The following is a 19,125-nucleotide window of genomic DNA, read 5'->3' as shown; positions in this document are numbered from 1 at the left end:
TCACACCATGGAATCTGTTTTTAAAATTATCTGTCCCACAGACTTCTCAGAATGTTCTTTAAATGCAATTGAATATGCTGCTAAATTAGGTGAAAAATATCAGGCAGCACTTATTCTATTTCACGTTCCAGATAAAGAAGATTATCAGAAGTTGGCTGCCCAAGAGTTAAGTAATGGTCAGTCTTATGAATTTGTAGAAAAAAAGTTAGAAAATCTGGTAAAGACCGTCTCCGAAGAGAGCATACCCAAAGGTCTGAAATCCTGTACTGCAGTTATCCGTGAAGGTAAAATTGTTAGTTCAATCCTTGATTTTGCAAAAGAAGAAAACGCGAATTTATTAGTCATTGGTACAGAAGGTATCAATGATTTTAAAAAGAACTATGTAGGTACACGAACAGCCAAAGTCGTAGAACGTGCTGAAATCGATGTCTTAGCGATACCTCGAAGAGTATATTTCAAAGTTCCTCGCAAGCTTGTTTATGCAACTGACTATCTGGAAGAAGATAAATTAGCTATTCAAAAAATCAGTGAGTTGGCTGGCTTTTTTGATGCTGAAATAGATCTTGTTCATGTCAGTACTAAAGTAAAATCAATCGATAAAAGCTTGCATCAAACGATGATCCAAGAATTGAAACCATTTATTAAATATCCAAAAGTTAATTTCGTATTGAAAGCTTACAGGGATGATGCGGGACTCGGGCTGGAAAATTATCTTATTACCGCTAAAGGTGATATTTTGGTAACGTTGAGCAAGAAAAAAACTTGGTTTGAACAAATCTTTGATAAAAACATCTCTAGAAAAATGTCTTATTTTATCAATAAACCATTATATGTGGTCAAGAAAGTTTAAGACTTTCTTGACCGTAATCCATTTTTGATAAAGCTCCAAAAGTCATCTCGCACCTTTTCATTGAGGAATACCTCCTTAAGTGTCTTTATGTAAGATTGAAAAGTAATTTTTCTTTCCTCTGTATCCATCGGTTCCATGGTAATCATGGGAGGGTCTTTTTTAGGGGAAGGAGATGCATTAGTAGGTTGAGCACTTTGTTCTTTTTTAGTGTATCCAATCAATTCATCGGACTTCTCAAAACTCTTCTTCGATTTTTGAATATAGCCCATTTTCTCCTCTACCATTCCCTTATTATTGTAGGACACTGCATCTTCTGGATCTAATTCAATCGCTTTTTCATAATCTTCAATGGCACCTTTGTGGTCTCCAATTCTATCTTTAAAGTAAGCTCGGCTAGAGTAACGGTAAGGGTTTTGTGGTTCCAAGTTCAATGCTCGGTCAAATTCATTCAAAGCCTCCTCATTTCTCTTCAATAAATGCAGTACAACAGCCCGATCTGAGATATAGGTAGGATTATAGGCATCTTTTTCCTGTAGCCAATCAAAATCAGCTAACGACTCTTGAAATTTCCCCATGCGTGAAAGGACTCGGGCACGGAAAAAATAATATTCTTGATTGACAGCGTCTGATTGGATACACCGATTGATTTCCACTAAGGCCTGATCAAACTTTCCCTCTTTGAAATAAGAGACACTTTTATCAAAATTCTCCACGGTAATTTATTCTTGGTTTCTAAATACATACAAAATTTGTCAGTAGAAAGTTTAAAAAAATATGTTTTGAATGCGCCTCTCTCAAAAATGCCTTTAGATTAATGTTTATATTTGAAAAAGAATTCGTGATTATGGCATATAAAGCAGAAGACGTTTTAAAGGACTTAAAAAACGGGAAATTTGCTCCTATCTATTTTTTACAAGGTGATGAACCTTTTTTTATCGATCAGATTTCAGATTTTATCGAAAAAAATGCCTTACAAGAGCATGAAAAAGGCTTCAATCAAATGGTGATGTATGGAAAGGATGTTGCCATGCCTGCTATATTATCCAATGCCAAACGTTTTCCAATGATGGCCGATAGACAGGTAGTTATTGTCAAAGAGGCTCAAAATATTCCAGGTTTGGGGAAGGAAGAAGTTGATAACCTATTGATTCATTATATCCAAAATCCACTGCCAAGTACAATCTTAGTATTTGCTCATAAATACAAATCCTTGGATGGTCGAAAGGCTTTAGCAAAAGAATTGGATAAAAAGGCTGTTTTTGTCAAAACCGAAAAACTGAAAGAGCATACGCTTCCCAGCTGGATTGAGGGGTATATTCGGAGTCAGGGTCATCAAATAGATGGACCTACCGCAAGTTTTTTAGCAGATAGTATTGGAAATAATTTGGAAGTATTAGCGAATGAAGTAGGCAAAATGATAATCAACTTCACGGAGCCTACTAAAATCACGAAAGAGCACATTCAAAAATATATTGGAATCAATAAGGATTACAATGCCTTCGAATTGACAAAGGCAATGGGATTTAAGGACGTTGATAAGGCCAATAAGATCATTCATTATTTCTCTCAAAATCCTAAAAACCATCCAGTTATTCCTATAATCTCAGTGATATTTGGTTATTTTTCTAAACTGTCGCTCGTACATTACAATAAGTCTTCGGGGGATAACGAACTCGCTAAATTGATTGGTGCGCATCCCTATTTTGTGAAAGAGTATAGAATTGCTGCAAAAAACTATCAATTAGGCAAGGTTATTGATAGTTTTTCATACATCCGAGAAGCAGATTTACGCTCCAAAGGAGTCGATTCTGGTAGTATTTCAGGTTCTGAAATTCTCCGGGAGTTAGTTTTCAAAATCATGCATTAAACGCCTAGCAGACTCATTTATGAAATCAAGCTTGAGGAAAACCTCAAACATTGGGATAACCTCACATGGTGCAGGATTCCGTGTGTTCTTTATAACTAATTGTAAATACATGAAATTCAGTGTTTTATTTCTGTTAACTGTCATTCTTTGCACAAAAGGGTTTTCACAATCTGGGCTATATCAAAGAAGTTCCACCAAGTTATTTGATGATTCTTTTGAATTGATGGACAAGCATTTGTTTAGTGCAGCGGGCTATTCTTTTAAGGAGTTGTCCTCTGATGGCACTCCAGGAGAAATCCAACTACATGGGAATTTTAACCAGGCCATTGCAGCGTTGAAAATTGAACAACCCAATGCTTCGGATGGGGTGTATATTTTCATCCGTAAAAATCCAAATCATCCGTTGGCCAATGACGCTGCACACATCTTAGGTGATTTCTTTTTTGATAAGCGTAATTACAGGGAAGCTATTCCTGCTTACAATAAAGTGAACGTCAGTAAAGTAAGTTATGAGCAAGGCTCTGAAGTCTTGTTTAAAAAAGCCTATGCTTATTTTCAATTGCGAGATTATCAAAATGCCTTGTTGAACTTCAATGCGGTTAAATCTCATAATTCTTCATACAGTCCGGATGCGTTTTATTATGCAGGTTTTATTGCTTTGGAGCAAAAAAAATATGATCAGGCTATTCGCGACTTGAAGGAAGCAGATAAATCCAATTTTTACGCCAATAAAGTTCCCGCCCTGCTATCTGCTATCTTTTATCGGCAGGGATATTTCGATGAATTGATAGCATACGCTGAGCCAGCACTACAGAATCGCTCCAATTTAGAAAGTAGGGAACTTATTCATTTGTATTTGGCAGAGGCTTATTTTGAAAAAAAGAGTTTTGATAAAGCAGCTGCCAATTATGACGCTTTTGTCAATGCACAGAAGTCTGACTTAAATCGTACACAGGTTTACAGAGCAGGGATTTCCCAATATGAGATTCGTAATTATCAGCGAGCAACTGACTATTTGAAAATTTCGGCTGTGGGGGATGATCAATTGGCTCAAATATCTTCCTATTATCTTGGACATGCCTATATCAAATTGAATAATCCTCAGTTTGCTTCAAATAGTTTCAGCGCTGCATATAAAAGTAATGCCGACATTCAAGTGAAGGAAGATGCCCTTGTCAATTTTGCTAAGGTAAACTTGGAAAGAGGGAATTTTCAAGAAGCGGTCAATGCGTTGGATAATTATTTAGATACTTTCCCAAATGGAACTTACAGGTCTGAGGCTGAAGGACTATTGACAGATGCCCTTATCAATACCAGTAATTATCTTCGGGCGATCGATCAATTGGAAAAAATGTCCAAAAAGTCTGATCGCTTAAGGGGCGCCTATCAAAAAATAACCTTTTACCAAGGAATAGTCTATTACCGTGACCGAAGGCACGATCTTGCCAATACGCTTTTTGATAAATCTTTGAAAGAGCCGATAGATAAAGGATTGGTTATGGAAACTCATTTCTGGAAAGGTGAAAATTTTGCAGCTCAAGAAAAATTGCCGGAGGCAATTCGTGCGTATGAACAAGTACTTGCCCAGCGTCCAGATTCACGCAATCCGATTACAGCCAAAACCCATTATGGGTTGGGTTATTCTTTATTCAATACACAACAATACGAAAAATCAGAAAATCATTTTAGGAGCTACGTAAACCTATTGCAAGGCAGTATTGACCCGCAAAATTACGATGAGGCGCTGATTCGCTTAGGAGATGTCTATTATGTCCAAAAAAAGTTTGTTGATGCACAGACAATTTTTCAACGTGCAATTCGAGAGCAAAATGACTTCATTGATTATGCGTATTTCCGAAGTGGAGTTGTATTTAATTTTCAAAATCGAAACAATGAGGCTATCGTTGAATTGACCACACTCATCAATAATTTTTCAAATAGCTTATATCTCGAAGATGCAATTTATCAGAAATCGCAGATTTTAATGGAAATGACAAATTATGCAGAAGCGAGCGATGGATTCACACGATTGATTGGTACCCGACCAAGTAGTCCCTTTATTCCTTTTGCATTGGAAGGAAGAGCAATTGCCAATTTCTCTATGCAGAATTTTAATGCCACTATTGAAGATTACAAGCGCATTCTGGATAATCACCCAAATGCTTCCAATGCAGAAGCAGCCTTGGTGGGCTTGCAGGAAACGCTTGCTATGCAAAATAGATCAGGAGAATTCAGTCAGTATTTGAGTAAGTACCGTTCTGCTAATCCAGATAACAAAAGTGTGCAAAGTTTAGAGTATGAAGCGGCGAAAAACCTGTATTTTTCAAATGATTCGGAACAAGCTATCACTGCTTTCAACATGTATTTGAGAAATTACCCACAATCCTCCAACAAACCAGAGGCTTTGTTTTTTATTGGAGACGCTCAAATGAAGTTGGGACGGAAGAACGATGCTTTAGAAACCTTTTATCGTTTAGAAAAGGAGCAGGCTTCCCCCCAACGTATCCGAGCTATCCAACGGATTGCAAGTTTGGAAATGGAAAACGGTCAAGTTGAAAAAGCTCTTCCTTTCTACAGAGAATCGTTATCCAATGCAAGGAATCAAGTAGAAGAATATGAATCATTGAAAGGGATGATGGAAGCTTACTACCTCCTGAACCGTATGGATGAGACCCTAGAAGTTGCCGATAGAATCATCAACCTAGGCGCTGTGGTACCTGATGCAATCCCGCAGGCCTTGTTACTTAAAGCGAAAGCTCTTCTTAAAACCAATAAGAAAGGGCAGGCTGAAGGCGTTTTCGAAAACTTAGTTAAGGAATATAAAACGATACATGGAGCAGAAGGCTTGTTTTTGTGGGCGGAGGGAAAATCAAAAGATGGCCAACACGCTGCCTCCAACGAGCTTATCTTCGACTATTCCAATGCGTTTTCTTCCTATGATTATTGGTTTGGAAGAAGCTTTATCCTCATAGCAGAAAATTATCAAAAGTTAGGAGAAGCTTTTCAAGCGAAAGCAACCTTACAATCCATTATTGAAAATGCTGTCAACGAAGAAGTAAAGCGAATGGCACGTGAACGATTAAACCAACTCAATTAATTTTCCAGCCCATGAAGACCAAATTTACCCATCGATTAGTTGCCTTTGCTTTTTGGGGAGGATTGATACTTTCAAACTCATTGCATGCTCAGCAAACGGGTGAAGTGAAGGATCAGGAATTTATCATCCGCAAAGATCGTGTGCTGACACTGCCTCAGAAAAGCAGAAGGTTTGAAAAGCTTCCTACCTTGCCAACACCTAGTAGCAATACGAGCTTTTCCTATGAGCCAAAAACATATACTATCCTAACTCAACCGTCTGAAATAAATGCCACAGCCGCACAAAAACAATTCCCGCTGAAAAAGGAAGAACTGTTTCCTGGCTTTGCTCGCGTTGGATATGGTAATTACAGTTCTCCCATCTTGGAAGGAAGGTATAATCTGTGGGAAGATGGCGATTATGCGGTGGGTGCATATGTGAAACATGAAGGTTTTTACACAGGGCCTATTGCTGGTAGAAATTCAGGAGAAAACTTTACGAATATCAAAGCAGATGGTAATTTGTACAAGGATTTTTTTCAATTGTATGGAGGTGTAAGCTATGATCGGCACCGACTAAATTTTTATGGATATGATCCAGAGGATTTATTGCTAGTAGATTTTATTCCTAACCAAAATACCCTACAAACATTTCAGGTACAGGCGGGGATTTCAGATTTAGATAAATTAGAAGGTTTAAATTACGATGCAAAGATCGGTATTAGAGGTTTCAATGATCAGTATCAAGCAGCTGAAACAGAAGTTCTGTTAGGAATTAACACGGACTATTGGCTCAATGAACAAATGTTTTCATCCATTGATTTAGACTTGAGCCTTACCCGGCCTAGAGACGAGTTTTACAGTGACATCAATCGAAATTATTTTGGTATTCGTCCAAGTTTTGAATACAAAGACGAACACTTGGAATTAAAAATAGGAGCGAATATTATCATCGAAAATGATATCAGTCCAAATAAGCGTTCTGATTTTCATGTGTATCCTGATATATATGCAGGTTATCAAATTCAGGATGAAATCGGTGCTTTTGTAAGCTTTGCGGGAGATGTTCAGAGAAAAACGTACTTGGATTTTGTAAATGAAAACCCATTCTTAGGACCGTCGACTACTTTATTGAATACCATTCAGCGGTATAAAGTAACTGCTGGAGCAAAAGGGACCTTAGTGGAATCGCTTACATACGAAGCAGGCTTTTCTTTTGGGAGGTTTCGAAATATGCATTTCTTCAACACTGCAGTATCCGATAGCTTACGTTTCGAAATCTTATTTGATGGAGAAACACAAGTGTTGAATTATTTTGCTAAAGTGGGTTATAAACAAGGGGATTGGTATTTTGGAAGTTTTGGTGTTGACTATTTTCAATACACCACTTCTGAATTACAGGCAGCATTTCATCGGCCTTCTGTGGAGTTGAAATGGAATAATAATTTTAGACCTACAGAACAATGGTTGATTCAAATGAATGTACTAGCTATGGGAGGGATCCAGGTCGCGGACGTAGGTTCTGATGATATCACTACTCTGCCCACGGTGTTAGACTTACAAGTAAAGGCTGATTACAAGATCACAGAACGTATTTCTGCTTTTGCTGTGGGTAATAATTTGCTGAACAGAACCAATCAACGCTTCATCAACTATCCGGTTCGAGGGATTCAAGGTATTTTAGGGGCTACCTTTAAGTTCTAATAAGCTCCTAGACTGAATTTTTGTCAATTAACCGAATAATGTTAGTTTCGTAAATTCAATCATTTTTGAGACCCTGCCATGGACATAAACGATAAAGATTACGGATTTCCCTTCGTAGAACCAGTGAAACTCGACAGCCGTGAGGCTCCTGTGAAGACGTTTAAAGAGATTGCATCAGAGCCCCAAATGTCAAAACCTGAGGTAGCTCAAGCAACTCCCGTAGTACAAGCTACTACTATTAGTGATCGCCCTGTGGAGAAGTCTAAAAAATCTAAAGCAATCACAGTGTTTTTACTTGTATCCATCTTGTTGATTTTATCAGCTATGGCATATTTCTTGTACTACGCAGACGAAATAAATCCACAAAAGTTGGTTGTTGATCAAGAATCAGCAAAAGAAGAGGAAAGTATTGCAGCTCAAGAGGATGTAGAAGTGTTGGAAGAGGAGTTAGCTGTAGATGATCCTATTACTGAAGAGGTCGTTATTAGTACTGAGGAGGTTGCAGAGGCCCCTAAGGTAGTAGCAGCCCCAACTACCCGAATAGAAAATGAAACTCGAGGAAGTATGGTAACTGTCAGTGGGAGGGGGGATAGAGCGACCTATTACATCATTGTAGCAAGTGTTCCAAATGAAGCCTTAGCAATGGAAGAATCAGAAAAGTATCTTTCAAAGGGAGTTAATTTGTGGAAGATACTGCCGTACGATGATAATAAAAATTATCGATTGGCAGCGGGAAAATTTGCTTCCTTTAGGGATGCTTCCAATGCCCTTGAGCCTGCAAAAGCTCAATTCAGTGAATCTGTATGGATTTTGAAATATTAATATGATGCTAGCACAAGCAATTACGGAAGGTCAAATGGCCTTGGATAGTCTTTCAGTAATGGAAGCGGGTAAACCGAGTATAGGTTTATTGGATTTAATTCTAAAAGGAGGATATATGATGATTCCTCTTTACATTCTATTTGTTTTGGCTATTTTCATCTTTATCGAGCGATTGATAACGCTCCAAAAAGCAGCGAAATCTCCGAAACATTTGATGGATCAGGTAAAAGTATTAGTTCAATCAGGAAAAGTGGAGCAGGCCAAAGCTATGTGTGTCGGTGATAACACGCCTGTCGCAAACATGATATCCAAAGGTTTGGAAAGAATTGGAAGTCCACTTAAAAATATTGAGGTATCTATAGAAAATGTAGGTAAAATCGAAATCTACAAGTTGGAAAAAAACTTGGGAGTATTAGCCACGGTTTCAGGTGCCGCTCCTATGATTGGGTTTTTGGGTACTGTAGCTGGGATGATTCGGGCCTTTATTGGGGTAGCTCAAGAAGAAGGAATGGTTTCACCTAAATTACTATCGACGGGTATTTACGAAGCGATGATTACCACAGCAGCAGGTTTAGTAGTGGGGATCATTGCCTATCTCGGGTATAATTACTTGGTATCTCAAGTTTCTAAATTGGTTCACAGCATGGAATATACCTCTGTGGAATTCATAGACATGTTACAGGAAAAATAAGATGGGTTTACAGTCCAAACATAAAGTTGATGCCGCGTTCAGTATGTCCTCCATGACTGATATCATCTTTCTTTTGCTGATATTTTTCATGTTGACGTCTTCGTTTATTACGCCCTCTGGCTTACCGGTCAATCTTCCGTCAAGTGAAGCATCTGATATTGTAATGCAAGAAGTGACTGTTACGGTAACCAAAGACCTTCGCTTTTCAGTCAATGACCGAATTGTCAATAGAGAAGATATTAAATCAGAGCTAACAGCTCTTTTGTCTGAAAAAAAAGGTCAAGTAGTTTTGCACATTGATAAGGAGGTTCCTGTCGAATATTTAGTGGAAATCGGAGGGATTGCAGCCGGACTGGAAGCAAATGTATCCATAGCCACCAAACCTTATAAATAAGTCTATGCAAGTTTGGGAAACAAATAGCCAAGAAGCCGAAAATAAACGAAAGGCACTCCTCATTACCATCCTCGTCAATGTGTTGGTACTGTTGGCTATTTATTTTATTGTGGTTTGGAAAGAGCAAATCCCACCTTTACAAAAATATGGCATGGAGTTGAACTTGGGTTTTTCTGATGTGGGATCGGGTAATAGGCCCACAACCGCTCAGCCGTCCGATGTGCAAACGACCAACACGGATGCTCCTGCACCAGGACAACAAAGCCCTACACCTACCGAAGCTACTGTTCCTATTGCTCAACCAAAAACTGAAGTTGCCAAGCCGGCGACCAAGCCTACGCAGCAAAATCTTGAAGCAGTATCGAAAACCCCTAGCCCTGTGAAGGGTAGTGATAAGCCCAGTCCAAGTACTACCAAAGAAACTACGCCTGCCCGAAGAGAGCCAACGCCAGTTACAAAGCCCGCTGATGCAGATGCCAAACAAACCACGACCAAGGCAGAAGAAGCACCTCAAGTAAATCAACGCGCCTTAATGGGCGCAGGTGGTTCGACGGGTACCTCTACGCAGCCAGTAACAGGTTCTGCTCAAGGCTCATCCACCACCAAAGGAGATGAGGGACGTCCTCAAGGTACTGTGGATGGACGTGCCATTATGGGGCAAGGAACAGGTACAGGAAATACAGGCCCTTCCTCGGGAATAGGTTTGGATTTGGCAGGTTGGGAATTTGCTTCTCAGCCAACTATACGAGATAATGTATCTACGCGGAATGGACGAATTGTCTTCAGAATCACAGTGGATGATAATGGTAAAATTGTTCAATCGGTACCCCTGGAATACAATGTTTCCAATGAGGTACTTGCCTATTATCGAACAGTCTTGAATCAGATCAATTTCAAAAGACAAAGCGGGAATCCAACAGCGGAGTTTTCTCAAGGCAGAATTACCTTTATCATCAAAGTAGATTAATCATGACCTATGCTGAAACGTTGGACTATATGTTCAATGCTTTGCCTATGTTTCAACGCATCGGTGCTGCAGCTTTTAAAAAGGATTTAAGTAATACGATTGCCCTTTGTAAGCACTTGGGTAATCCTGAAAAGCAGTTTAAATCCATCCATGTGGCTGGTACAAATGGGAAAGGAAGCAGCTCCCATATGTTAGCGGCCATTTTGATGCAAGCGGGGTACAAAGTTGGATTGTACACTTCTCCTCATTTAAAATCTTTTACGGAGCGTATTAAAATCAATGGGCAGGAAATTTCTAAAGATGCAGTAATTGACTTTGTAGAGGCTAATCGAGCTTTTTTAGATGATTTTAAACCAAGCTTTTTTGAAATGACCGTAGGGATGGCATTTTGGCATTTTGCTAAAGAGCAGGTAGACATTGCCATTGTTGAAGTAGGTATGGGAGGACGCTTGGATAGTACCAATGTCATCGAGCCTGAATTGGCACTTATAACAAATATTGGTTTTGATCATATGCAGTTTTTAGGCGAAACATTACCTTTGATAGCAGGCGAAAAAGCCGGTATTATCAAGTCGGGAATTCCCGTGATAATTAGTCAAACGCAACAAGCTGTCAAAAGCGTTTTTCAAATAAAAGCTCGGGAGGAACAGGCTTTACTATTTTTTGCAGAAGATTTTTATAAAGTTCACCGGTTGGGTGATACTCAAGGTGTGGCAACTTACAGCGTTCAGAATAATTTGCATGAAACTTTTCAATTCAAGTTACAATTGTTGGGCAAGTATCAGGAGAAAAATCTGGCGGGTATTTTAAAAGCAATAGATGTACTACAGTCCAAAGGTTGGAAAATTTCGTTGCAAGCGATCACACAAGGATTATCTCGGGTAGTAGATCTTACCGGACTTAAAGGTAGGTGGCAAATACTCGGCTCAGACCCATTGGTGATTTGCGACACAGGCCACAATGAGGATGGGATTCGGATGATTTTGGATCAGTTGACTGCATATTCTTTTCAACAGTTATGGATAGTCCTAGGGATGGTCCAGGACAAAGACGTTTCCAAAGTTTTAGCCATACTTCCAAAAAATGCATCCTACATTTGCTGCCAAGCTACCATCCCAAGGGCTATGAAGGCGGCAGACCTCGCCAGACAGGCAGAAGCTTTTGGATTGAAAGCAGTGGTTATACCTGACGTCAACGAGGCGATAGCATTTGCCAAGAAAAAGGCAGTAAAAGAAGATTTAATATTCATCGGAGGCAGTACCTTTGTGGTCGCTGAAATTAAAGACTTATAACATGAGTAGAAAAAAGCTGCAACGATTCCAGGATAATGAGGAAAACTGGAATGTAGTTCAGGAGGGTAAAGAAATTTTTGAACAGGTCAAAGGAAAGTGGAATGGACTTCAGTTTCAAAATCGTCAACCTTTAACCGTTGAATTGGCCTGTGGAAGAGGTGAATTTACAGTTGGTTTAGCTAGGCAGTATCCCAATAGGAATTTTATAGGTGTAGATATCAAAGGTGCCCGTATTTGGAAAGGAAGTACTATTGCTCTTGAAGAGGATTTAAACAATGTATCTTTCTTACGAACACAGATACAACTGTTAGACAAATTTTTTGATCAGGGAGAAATTTCAGAACTATGGATTACCTTTCCTGATCCATACCCTCGTGATGGAGATGAAAAAAGAAGACTGACTTCCCCTAGATTTTTGGAGATGTACAAGTCAATGTTAAAGCAAGATGGATTAGTGCATTTTAAGTCAGATAATACTGGTCTATTTGATTATACCTTAGCTTTAGTACAAAGCAGAGAAGATATTGAAATAGTGGCATATACCTATGATTTTTATTCTTCTGATTGGAAAAACGAACATCATGGTATACAAACTAAGTATGAAAAGATTTTTTCTGAAAAAGGGGAGAAAATCAAGTATTTGAAATTTAGATTTTTGTAAGAAAAGCTAACCTCAGGGCTAAGATTTCTGTATATTAGTAAAAAACTTTGAAAGCATGGATGCTGGGAATATCATATACCTGATTGCTGTTATCATTTACTTCATTTATTCTGCGTTGAAGAAAAATAAACCGGAGGCCCCCAAGGACTCTTCTGATACTTCTTCTGAGGCACCACAGCAGCGACCAGCATCCTTCGAGGATTTACTACGTGAAATCCGAAGAGGTCAGCAAGAGGCAGAAAAGGACTTTGAACAGACTGGTCAAGGCACAGTGAAAGAGGAGAGAAGGCCAGAACCAAATAGAAGGGTAGAGCGGCCTTATCAGCCTATGCCAGAAGCTAATCAACCAAAAGCATATCAAGCATTTCAAGGAGCTTTAGATGAGGACTATAAGCCTAAATATAAAACCTTGGATGAGCAGGTAAGAATCAGTGCATCTATTCAGGGCATCAAATCAACAGAGGTTGGTGTTTCAAAGAAAAAAGTAAAGCCAGTGAATCGCTATGCACGGATGTTACACAACCCCAAGTCTGTAAGAGATGCGATCGTCCTTACAGAGATTTTAAATCGAAAGTTTTAATTTTTTTAAACACAATTATTTTTACCTGAGTTAGTAATCCGATTACTAAACCATTATCGTATATCGGATTATGAAAAAAACAAGCGAAATTCAAACAGGAACACTTCCTGAAGCTAGGAGAGCCTTCCTGAAAAAAAGTGGTGCATTGGCCGTAATGTCAATGTTTGGTGTTGGATTTTTCACCGGATGTTCGGATGATACAGAGCCAGGTACACCCCCTGCCACTGCTACTCCCGGCCAAGGAGTGCAATTTGAAAATAATGTACTTACCATTGATCTTTCACAGGTATCTGGTTTGGCGAATGCAGGTGGTTGGGTTTTAGCTAATCAAGCACGTGTCTTAGTAGCCAACGTTGGTGGAAATCAATTTTCGGCATTGACCTCCGTATGTACACACTCAGGCTGTGATAGGAATTGGTCCTTTGCAAATAGTGTATTCACCTGCTCTTGCCATAATTCGCGGTTTAATGTAGATGGTTCTGTAATTAATGGCCCAGCAACTCGACCCCTTCAATCATTTCCAGTTTCCAGGGATGGAAATATTTTAACCATACAGGTGTCGTGAGGTTTCTTATCATACTTTCCCTTTTACTTAGCATTCATTGGTCTGTCCAAGCGCAAAAATTTAAAGGAGAAAAAGGAGAAATCGTGTTTATCTCTCAAGCACCCTTGAGTGAGTTTGAAGGGAAATCGAATGAATTAAACGGTTTGGTTGATCTAGAAAATAATCTTTTGGATTTTTTTATTGACTTAAATACCCTGAAAACAGGCATCGGTTTGAGAGATAGGCATATGCGAGAAAATTATCTGGAAACTAAAAAATTCCCCTTTGCGGAATTTACGGGTAAATTGAAGACAGTCCCTAAGCTCACAAATGGGACTCCGGTGAATGTAGTAGCATCTGGCCAATTCAAAATTCATGGGGTAGAAAAAAACATTGAAGTTCCTGGGCAGCTCACTTTGGAGGGAAATGAATTGCTGCTGAAAGCTTCGTTCAAAGTTTTGTTGTCTGACTACAAGATATCTATACCGAAAGTTATGTTTTATGAGTTAGCTGAAGAACAAATCGTCAACTTGTCTATTCGTCTTAAAAAGTAAGAGTGCCAATATGAAAAAACTTATTTTATTATGGATTGCCTTAGGAATCAATTTTCAGCTCTCGGCCCAGCTAGAGCGCAAATTGTCCACAGAAGGACAGGAAGTAGATTTGATTTTCCACGCGCCTAGAAATATAAACTTGCTAACGGTAGAACCTGTTGATAAAGGAACCTTGCATTTTGCAATCATGCATACGTTCGGAACTTTGGACGGTGGGTTAAGGAACCTGTTTGGCATTGATAATGGAGCTAGCATACAGTTTAGTTTTGAATATGGATTCAACGACAAGTTCTCCTTAGGTGCAGCGAGGCAGGGTTTAGATAAGATTTATAATTTGTACGGACGCTACCATTTTTTCAAACAAACGTATGACGATAAAGTGCCATTTTCTTTATCTGCAATGGGCGGAGCCGGAGTCAATACGTCTGATTATAGCTTTCTGATTGAAGGTGATCCAAGTTTCGTTAACCGTACTTCCTATGCCTTTCAGTTAATGGCAGCGAGACGCTTTTCAGATAAAATTTCTGTTCAAGTTTCTCCTATGATGGCTTATTTTACAGATATGAATCCAATTTTCTTTCTAGAGGGCGATCAAAATTTATATTTAGCTCTGGGTATGAGTGGTAAATATAAGGTTTCAGGGAAAGCCTCTCTAACGCTTCAGTGGATTCCCAATCTGAACTCTGATTTACGAAATAATGTAGGACTAGGCATTGATTTAGAAGCAGGAGGCCATGTATTTCAGATGTATTTTGTAACCTCACCTGCATTAAATGAACAATATTTATTAGCTGGTGGTAATGGTGTGCCTGGAGAACAGTTCCGATTGGGATTTAATGTTAACAGGGTTTTTGCAACGAAGCGGAGTAGAATGGACTGGTAAAGTTATTTTCATTTTGAATGAAGGAATTGCAGAAAAAAAAGGCTGGTGTCTTCTAAAGACTATACCAGCCTTTTTTTATTGGAAGTAAACGCATTGCATTTTTTTAAGACAATTAATGTCATTAATAATTCGTTTTTATCGTAAATTCCTTAACTTTTCGAATAATTCTAATAATATGGCAAAGGCAAACAGTGTAGAACAGCAAAAAATCTTGCGTGTTTTTAAGCTTATAAATTTATTAAGGGGAAATATCGGGAAAACAGTGCATAAGTTAGCAGACCTTCTGCAGACTGATACACGCACAGTTTACAGGTATTTTAAGCTGTTAGAGTCCTTAGGTTTTGAGATTGAGAAGAAATACGGTAAATTCAAGATCATCGATCGTGTTGAAGCACCGGATAAATTTGCTTTTGGCACTTTTAATGACGAAGAGATTGATTTCATGCAAGAGATTTTTTCTAAGCATGGAAAAAAACACTTATTAAAAGATGCTATTTTACAAAAAATCACCATCCGTTCGGATTTTAATCAATCGATTCATAAGCTTTTTAATGCAAATCTAGGCATATTCGTAGACTTGTTGGCGTCAGCCATCAAACAGGAAAATCAGGTTATTTTAGCTGATTATTATTCTTTGAGTTCAGATTCAGTTTCAGATCGATTAGTAGAACCTGTTGCGTTCAATAAAAATTTCGACTCGGTATTTGCATTTGAGGTGGAAAGCAAAGAGATGAAACAATTTAAAATTGAGCGCATAGGGGAGGTTCTCTTAACTTCAAAAAGTTTTGTTTATCAACAGTTGCACGAGCGTTTGGAACAAGGGCTATTTGGCTTTACAGGAAAAAACCAATTCGAAGTGGTTTTGAAATTAAGCAAAAAAGCATATCAATTAATGATGGAAGAATTTCCTGATGCTAAGCCCTTCACATATACAAAGAATCGAAACCAATATTATTTTGAGGGTAAAATCCCTCAATTGCCAGGCTTGGCTCGATTTATTTTAGGCTTACCTGGGGAAGTTAAAATCATCGAAGGTGAAGAGCTTAAACAATATATTCAAGATCAGCTAGCTAAGGTGACGTATTTTTAGAAGCGAAATAGGAGATTCTAGAACCGATAAATTAGATACAAGCGATAAAATACAGTAGGGGGAAAACAAGTTATAATAAGCTGAACGTATGTCATGAAAATTAAATACTAGATTTTTATACTCTAATTTTATTCATGTCTATCTTCACCTACCACCTTGTCATCCCGCTACCTTCTTCCTTTCTTCGGCTATTTCTTCTTTGTAAACCTCCCTTTTTTCTTATCTTGAGGAGCTTCTATGATTTCGACCGTTTCAGCATAGGTTAGTTTTTCAGCTTCTTTGTCCTTCGGGATTTTAAAGTTGTTTTTTCCAAATTTGATATAAGGTCCCCAACGACCGTTGAGTATTTGGATTTCTGGATTCTCTTCAAAAGTTTTGATGTGTTTCTTTTCGTCAGCCTCTCTTTTTTCTTGAATGAGAACAATGCATTCTTCATCGGTGATGCTCAAAGGGTCCTGCTCTTTTTTCAGTGAAACAAATTTACTGTCATGTCGCACATAAGGTCCAAATCTTCCAACTGCAACTACCATGGGTTTACCTTCAAATTCGCCTACTTCTCTTGGTAATTTGAACAGCTCTAAGGCATCTTCTAAAGAAATATTTTCAATGAATTGCCCTTTTTTCATACTGGCAAATTGCTTGTTTTCATCCTCCTGATCTCCAATCTGAACCAAAGGACCAAATTTACCTAGCCTTGCAATAATAGGTTTGCCTGTTTTAGGATCTTTTCCTAGTTCTCGTGAGCTATTGATATCTGCTCTAGCCACATTAGCAGTCTCTTCTACGCGCGTATGGAACTTGCCATAGAAGTTTTGAATCATATCTTCCCAGTTTTGACCACCATGAGCGATATCATCAAATTCTTTTTCCACTTTTGCTGTAAATGAGAAATCAATCACATTGGGAAAATGTTCAACCAAGAAGTCGTTGACTACCATCGCAATGTTAGTAGGGAACAATTTATTTTTATCAGCACCGGTAATTTCCTTTTTCTGATTTTCAATAAAAGAACCCTCAGACACCTTCATTTCTACGTAAGTTCTTTCGGTACCTTCTCTTGATTCTTTGACCACATAGTCACGTTTTTGAATGGTGGAGATGGTTGGTGCAAAAGTAGAAGGACGACCAATCCCCATTTCTTCCAATTTCTTCACCAATGATGCCTCGGTGTAGCGGGGCGCAGGCCTGCTGAACGTTTCCCTACCTTTCAGTTCAATCAGAGGTAATACTTGCCCAATAGTAAGAGGAGGAAGCAATCCTTTTTCTTCACTATCTTCATCTTCAGGCTCATCATCTGTACTTTCAAGATATACTTTTAAGAAACCATCAAATTTGATAACCTCTCCGCTAGCAATTAATTTTTCATTACGGGTATCGATCTGAATCGTAGCAATTGTTTTTTCAAGCTGTGCTTCAGACATTTGGGAAGCTATTGCCCGCTTCCAAATTAATTCATACAGACGTTGCTCATTTCTATCACCAGTAATTTCGTGCATAGAAAAATCAGTTGGTCGTATAGCTTCGTGCGCCTCTTGTGCACCTTCTGACTTGGTAGCATATTTGCGTTCTAGATGGTATTCGGGACCGTATGCGCGGTTAATTTCGTTTTTAGCAGCTGTTCTTGCATCGTCCGATAAGTTGACACTATCGGTACGCATATAAGTGATTTTACCTGATTCGTATAGCTTTTGTGCGACTGACATAGTTTGCGCCACAGAAAAATAAAGCTTCCTACTTGCTTCCTGCTGTAAAGTAGATGTTGTAAATGGCGGAGCAGGGGATTTTTTACCAGGTTTGGTTTCTAAATTTTCAATTGTGAAAGCAGCATTTAGACAGTCTTTCAAAAACTGCTCCGCCTCCTCCTTGGATTCAAATTTCTTAGGTAGTTCTGCTTGAAGGGTTTTTCCACTTACATCAAATTGTGCAGTAATTTTGAAAGCAGACTTTGAGTTGAATTTTTCTATTTCTCGCTCTCGTTCAACAATTAATCTGACTGCTACAGATTGTACCCTACCGGCTGAAAGACCTGTTTTAATTTTTCTCCACAAGATGGGAGATAGTTCAAAACCAACCAGTCGATCTAAGATTCGTCGAGCTTGTTGTGCATTTACCAAATCATAATCAATACCTCGAGGGTTTTCGATAGCCTTAATGATGGCGGATTTGGTGATTTCTCTAAAAACTATTCGTTTGGTATTGCTGTCTTTAAGATTTAAGACCTCTTTTAAATGCCAAGAAATAGCCTCTCCTTCACGGTCGTCATCACTTGCAAGGTAAACTGTCTCTGAGTCTTTTACTAAGCTTTTAAGTTGTTTGATAACATCCCTTTTATCAGGCGTGATTTCATAAGTGGGCTTAAATTTATTTTGAATATCAATAGCCTTATCGCCTTTGGGTAAGTCTCTCACATGACCATAACTCGATGCTACCTTAAAATCTTTGCCTAAATATCCTTCTATGGTCTTTGCTTTAGCTGGGGACTCTACGATTACTAAATTTTTTGGCATATTCTATTTGTCGATTAAACCTCTCTTGAAGGTATTTTAAAATGTTAAAAATAGATGGCATTCTACTCTATTCCAAATTTAGCTGAAAATCTAGCGGAAATTGAAGGGATATTTTGCATATTTGTTCTAATCACAAAATTATTTTTAATATGAAATTTTTGTACGTACTAAGGCATGGCGAAAGTCAACCGAGTAATTATGAAGGAGATTATCATAGAGAACTGACTGTGTATGGAAAAAATCAGGTTCAATTTTTAGCTGAAAAAATGCGAAATAAAAATCTTCCAGTTGAACTTGTACTATGCAGTGCAGCTAAAAGGACTAAGCAAACTTGTATTTACATTTTACAAGAACTAGCAATTCCGAAAGTAACTTTTCTCGATGAATTGTATGAATGTGATTTGATGACTTTACTTCAAGAACTAAGAAAAGTTGAAAATGCTGTAGATCACCTGATGTTGGTAGGACATAATCCTGGAGTCAGTGCTTTAGTTAGTTATCTTACAGGTGAGTTTTTCTTATCCATGAATCCGGGAGATTTAGTGGTTTTATCCCTAGAGATCGGAGAATGGAACTTTTTAGCTCAGGATATTGCTATTATTTCGGATAATTTAAGATAAATTCGAAATTCGAATGAATCAAAC

At 38.4% G+C, this 19,125-nt stretch carries 18 protein-coding genes; 16 read left to right on the top strand and 2 right to left on the bottom strand.

Going from position 1 to position 19,125, the window contains the following annotated elements:
• Nucleotides 1–7 precede the first annotated feature (7 nt).
• Nucleotides 8–850: a universal stress protein gene (locus IPZ59_RS15935; RefSeq protein ID WP_236137040.1), complete on the top strand. Its 843-nt coding sequence runs from the start codon at nucleotides 8–10 to the stop codon at nucleotides 848–850.
• Here the strand turns inward: IPZ59_RS15935 and IPZ59_RS15930 are convergent.
• On the bottom strand, nucleotides 847–1,563 hold the full coding sequence (locus tag IPZ59_RS15930; RefSeq protein WP_236137039.1) for a tetratricopeptide repeat protein: 717 nt from the start codon (nucleotides 1,561–1,563) through the stop codon (nucleotides 847–849). The genes IPZ59_RS15935 and IPZ59_RS15930 overlap by 4 nt on opposite strands.
• Before the next feature lie 131 nt (nucleotides 1,564–1,694).
• Here IPZ59_RS15930 and holA point away from each other — a divergent pair, with 131 nt between their 5' ends.
• From holA to IPZ59_RS15860, 14 genes are all read left to right on the top strand, one after another.
• Nucleotides 1,695–2,717: a DNA polymerase III subunit delta gene (holA, locus tag IPZ59_RS15925; protein ID WP_236137038.1), complete on the top strand. Its 1,023-nt coding sequence runs from the start codon at nucleotides 1,695–1,697 to the stop codon at nucleotides 2,715–2,717.
• 109 nt (nucleotides 2,718–2,826) lie between these two features.
• Nucleotides 2,827–5,814 (top strand): tetratricopeptide repeat protein, encoded by a 2,988-nt coding sequence (locus IPZ59_RS15920; RefSeq protein ID WP_236137037.1) that lies wholly within the window; start codon nucleotides 2,827–2,829, stop codon nucleotides 5,812–5,814.
• Between the two features lie 11 nt (nucleotides 5,815–5,825).
• On the top strand, nucleotides 5,826–7,496 hold the full coding sequence (locus tag IPZ59_RS15915; RefSeq protein ID WP_236137036.1) for a TonB-dependent receptor: 1,671 nt from the start codon (nucleotides 5,826–5,828) through the stop codon (nucleotides 7,494–7,496).
• Nucleotides 7,497–7,574: 78 nt separating this feature from the next.
• Complete coding sequence (locus tag IPZ59_RS15910; RefSeq protein ID WP_236137035.1) at nucleotides 7,575–8,318, top strand: SPOR domain-containing protein; 744 nt, start codon at nucleotides 7,575–7,577, stop codon at nucleotides 8,316–8,318.
• A 1-nt stretch (nucleotide 8,319) separates the two neighbouring features.
• A complete protein-coding gene (locus tag IPZ59_RS15905) occupies nucleotides 8,320–9,009 on the top strand; it encodes a MotA/TolQ/ExbB proton channel family protein (protein ID WP_236137034.1) in 690 nt (229 codons plus the stop codon).
• Between the two features lies 1 nt (nucleotide 9,010).
• The gene (locus tag IPZ59_RS15900; protein ID WP_236137033.1) at nucleotides 9,011–9,403 is read left to right on the top strand and encodes an ExbD/TolR family protein; all 393 of its coding nucleotides are present in this window, start codon (nucleotides 9,011–9,013) and stop codon (nucleotides 9,401–9,403) included.
• Between the two features lie 4 nt (nucleotides 9,404–9,407).
• The gene (locus IPZ59_RS15895; protein WP_236137032.1) at nucleotides 9,408–10,370 is read left to right on the top strand and encodes an energy transducer TonB; all 963 of its coding nucleotides are present in this window, start codon (nucleotides 9,408–9,410) and stop codon (nucleotides 10,368–10,370) included.
• Between the two features lie 2 nt (nucleotides 10,371–10,372).
• Complete coding sequence (locus IPZ59_RS15890) at nucleotides 10,373–11,662, top strand: bifunctional folylpolyglutamate synthase/dihydrofolate synthase (RefSeq protein ID WP_236137031.1); 1,290 nt, start codon at nucleotides 10,373–10,375, stop codon at nucleotides 11,660–11,662.
• A gap of 1 nt (nucleotide 11,663) precedes the next feature.
• Nucleotides 11,664–12,323, top strand: a complete 660-nt coding sequence (gene trmB, locus IPZ59_RS15885) for a tRNA (guanosine(46)-N7)-methyltransferase TrmB (protein WP_236137030.1) — start codon at nucleotides 11,664–11,666, stop codon at nucleotides 12,321–12,323.
• Nucleotides 12,324–12,378: 55 nt separating this feature from the next.
• Entirely contained in the window at nucleotides 12,379–12,903 is a 525-nt protein-coding gene (locus IPZ59_RS15880) for a hypothetical protein (RefSeq protein WP_236137029.1), read from the top strand.
• A gap of 70 nt (nucleotides 12,904–12,973) precedes the next feature.
• On the top strand, nucleotides 12,974–13,468 hold the full coding sequence (locus tag IPZ59_RS15875) for a QcrA and Rieske domain-containing protein (protein ID WP_236137028.1): 495 nt from the start codon (nucleotides 12,974–12,976) through the stop codon (nucleotides 13,466–13,468).
• Nucleotides 13,465–14,001 (top strand): YceI family protein, encoded by a 537-nt coding sequence (locus IPZ59_RS15870; protein ID WP_236137027.1) that lies wholly within the window; start codon nucleotides 13,465–13,467, stop codon nucleotides 13,999–14,001. Before IPZ59_RS15875 ends, IPZ59_RS15870 begins: the two co-directional genes overlap by 4 nt.
• A gap of 10 nt (nucleotides 14,002–14,011) precedes the next feature.
• Nucleotides 14,012–14,884 carry a DUF5777 family beta-barrel protein gene (locus tag IPZ59_RS15865; protein WP_236137026.1) on the top strand — a complete coding sequence of 291 codons (873 nt, stop codon included), beginning with the start codon at nucleotides 14,012–14,014 and terminating at the stop codon, nucleotides 14,882–14,884.
• Between the two features lie 175 nt (nucleotides 14,885–15,059).
• Nucleotides 15,060–15,974, top strand: coding sequence for a helix-turn-helix transcriptional regulator (locus IPZ59_RS15860; protein WP_236137025.1), 915 nt, complete (start codon nucleotides 15,060–15,062; stop codon nucleotides 15,972–15,974).
• Between the two features lie 188 nt (nucleotides 15,975–16,162).
• Here IPZ59_RS15860 and topA read toward each other — a convergent pair whose 3' ends face one another.
• Complete coding sequence (topA, locus tag IPZ59_RS15855; RefSeq protein ID WP_236137024.1) at nucleotides 16,163–18,481, bottom strand: type I DNA topoisomerase; 2,319 nt, start codon at nucleotides 18,479–18,481, stop codon at nucleotides 16,163–16,165.
• A 149-nt stretch (nucleotides 18,482–18,630) separates the two neighbouring features.
• On the opposite strand from topA, the gene IPZ59_RS15850 reads away from it, so the two are divergent.
• Nucleotides 18,631–19,101, top strand: coding sequence for a SixA phosphatase family protein (locus tag IPZ59_RS15850; RefSeq protein WP_236137023.1), 471 nt, complete (start codon nucleotides 18,631–18,633; stop codon nucleotides 19,099–19,101).
• The last annotated feature ends 24 nt before the right edge of the window (nucleotides 19,102–19,125 follow it).

It is taken from the genome of Mongoliitalea daihaiensis (assembly GCF_021596945.1).
GTDB classification, from domain to species: Bacteria; Bacteroidota; Bacteroidia; order Cytophagales; family Cyclobacteriaceae; genus Mongoliitalea; species Mongoliitalea daihaiensis.
This window is presented reverse-complemented; position numbering and strand designations above follow the sequence as displayed.

What these genes read in the sequence shown, in the direction of transcription:
- IPZ59_RS15890 (WP_236137031.1), top strand. Translation starts at nt 10,373, where the DNA reads ATGACCTATGCTGAAACGTTGGACTATATGTTCAATGCTTTGCCTATG.
- topA (WP_236137024.1), bottom strand. Translation starts at nt 18,481, where the DNA reads ATGCCAAAAAATTTAGTAATCGTAGAGTCCCCAGCTAAAGCAAAGACC.
- IPZ59_RS15910 (WP_236137035.1), top strand. Translation starts at nt 7,575, where the DNA reads ATGGACATAAACGATAAAGATTACGGATTTCCCTTCGTAGAACCAGTG.
- IPZ59_RS15880 (WP_236137029.1), top strand. Translation starts at nt 12,379, where the DNA reads ATGGATGCTGGGAATATCATATACCTGATTGCTGTTATCATTTACTTC.
- IPZ59_RS15895 (WP_236137032.1), top strand. Translation starts at nt 9,408, where the DNA reads ATGCAAGTTTGGGAAACAAATAGCCAAGAAGCCGAAAATAAACGAAAG.
- IPZ59_RS15935 (WP_236137040.1), top strand. Translation starts at nt 8, where the DNA reads ATGGAATCTGTTTTTAAAATTATCTGTCCCACAGACTTCTCAGAATGT.
- IPZ59_RS15900 (WP_236137033.1), top strand. Translation starts at nt 9,011, where the DNA reads ATGGGTTTACAGTCCAAACATAAAGTTGATGCCGCGTTCAGTATGTCC.
- holA (WP_236137038.1), top strand. Translation starts at nt 1,695, where the DNA reads ATGGCATATAAAGCAGAAGACGTTTTAAAGGACTTAAAAAACGGGAAA.
- IPZ59_RS15865 (WP_236137026.1), top strand. Translation starts at nt 14,012, where the DNA reads ATGAAAAAACTTATTTTATTATGGATTGCCTTAGGAATCAATTTTCAG.
- IPZ59_RS15860 (WP_236137025.1), top strand. Translation starts at nt 15,060, where the DNA reads ATGGCAAAGGCAAACAGTGTAGAACAGCAAAAAATCTTGCGTGTTTTT.
- IPZ59_RS15920 (WP_236137037.1), top strand. Translation starts at nt 2,827, where the DNA reads ATGAAATTCAGTGTTTTATTTCTGTTAACTGTCATTCTTTGCACAAAA.
- IPZ59_RS15915 (WP_236137036.1), top strand. Translation starts at nt 5,826, where the DNA reads ATGAAGACCAAATTTACCCATCGATTAGTTGCCTTTGCTTTTTGGGGA.
- IPZ59_RS15875 (WP_236137028.1), top strand. Translation starts at nt 12,974, where the DNA reads ATGAAAAAAACAAGCGAAATTCAAACAGGAACACTTCCTGAAGCTAGG.
- IPZ59_RS15905 (WP_236137034.1), top strand. Translation starts at nt 8,320, where the DNA reads ATGATGCTAGCACAAGCAATTACGGAAGGTCAAATGGCCTTGGATAGT.
- trmB (WP_236137030.1), top strand. Translation starts at nt 11,664, where the DNA reads ATGAGTAGAAAAAAGCTGCAACGATTCCAGGATAATGAGGAAAACTGG.
- IPZ59_RS15850 (WP_236137023.1), top strand. Translation starts at nt 18,631, where the DNA reads ATGAAATTTTTGTACGTACTAAGGCATGGCGAAAGTCAACCGAGTAAT.